Annotated in this window: 2 protein-coding genes; both read right to left on the reverse strand. The window is 75.8% G+C overall.

Features of this window, described 5'->3' with window-relative positions:
• The coding region (locus BIV01_RS19835) for an endonuclease/exonuclease/phosphatase family protein (RefSeq protein WP_175473720.1) at window positions 1-556 on the reverse strand (556 nt) is incomplete at its 3' end.
• Complete coding sequence (locus BIV01_RS12825) at window positions 553-1,368, reverse strand: glycosyltransferase family 2 protein (protein ID WP_071303088.1); 816 nt, start codon at window positions 1,366-1,368, stop codon at window positions 553-555. The genes BIV01_RS19835 and BIV01_RS12825, both read right to left, overlap by 4 nt.
• Window positions 1,369-1,433 lie beyond the last annotated feature (65 nt).

The raw sequence follows: 1,433 nt of genomic DNA on the forward strand, positions 1-1,433 counted from the left end.
TCGCGTCGCCGAGCACGACGACCGGGAGCCCGGCCTCGTCCGCCCACCGGACGAGGAGCTCCGCCGACCGCCGGCGTGCCAGGGGCGATGCGACGTCGAGGTGCACGGACACGGCGAGGAAGCGCGTGCCGGTGACGCGGTCCTCGAGCCGGAGGCCGACGGCGATCCGGGGGAACAGGGTGCCCCACGACCGGCTCCCGATCCGCTCCGGCCGGCGGGACAGCGCCCGGACGTGCTCGCCGGTGATCCGCAGACGGTCGGTGTCGACGAGCATCCCGACGCGCTCCCCGTCGCCACGGCTCCCGCGACCGCGGAGCACCGCGGTCCACCGGGGCTGCAACCGATCCGTGAGCCAGCGCTCCTGGTCGGGCAGGACCTCCTGCAGGGCGGCGAGGTGCGGGGACTCGGACCCGAGCAGCTCGAGCACGGCATCGCGGCGGTGCGTCCAGGCGTCGGGGTGGTCGGTCCGACGGTGCGGGACGCGTCGGCGGACGTTGAGGGACAGGACGTGCAGGTCCGGGGCGGACCGCGGCCCGACGAGCGGGGAGTCGCTCACGACGCCGGCACCTCCTCGAGCGGCTCCACGACGTCCGGCCCGGGGATGCGCTCGACCGCCGCACCGGGCACGGCACGGGGCGTCGCCCAGCACCGCCGCACGGCCCGGACGACCGGCAGGATCCGGAACCCGCCGAGCGCCAGTGTCCGGAGCGCCTTCCGCGTGCGCACGACGAGGCCGGGCAGGTCGCGGACGGGCTCGCCCGACACGGACATCACGAGGGAACGGTCGAGCACCACCGGCCACGCGGGATCGAGCTGCACGGACAGGTCGACGTCGTCGTGGACGTCGGCGTCGTACCGGTGCACGCGGGATCGGACGGCCTCCCAGGCGCGGCGTCGGATGACCAGGTTCGAACCGAACAACGGCGGCCGCCACAGCGCCGCCGTCATCAGGGCGAAGTAGGCGCGCATGTACGCCACGTGCCAGAACGCCCGCTCCAGACGACCGAGCCCGCGGAACTCGCCCGGCCCGGTCACCGCCACGACGCGGTCGTCGTCGAAGTGCCGGAGCGCCCGCTCGAGCCAGTCCGGACCCGGGCAGGAGTCCGAGTCCAGCCGGGCGATCAGGGTGCCCGTCGCCGCGTCGTAGCCCCGGGACGCCGCCGCGGCGATCGCCCGGACGGGTTCGTGCAGCACGCGGGCACCGGCCTGGGAAGCGACGGCCGCGCTGTCGTCCGAGCTGCCGTTGTCGACGACGACCACCTCGTCGGGCAGCCGCGTCTGGCGAGCCAACGCCGCGAGGCACCGGCGGAGCTGGTCCGCGTCGTCGAGGACCGGCACGACGACGGTGACGGTGTCGGGGCGGCGCATGCGACCACCCAACCAAGCCGTGCTCCGACCGCGCCCAGCGCTGCGGGCCGGCGCCGCGCCTCCTG

This window comes from Curtobacterium sp. MCBA15_013 (genome assembly GCF_001865095.1).
Taxonomy (GTDB): Bacteria; Actinomycetota; Actinomycetes; order Actinomycetales; family Microbacteriaceae; genus Curtobacterium.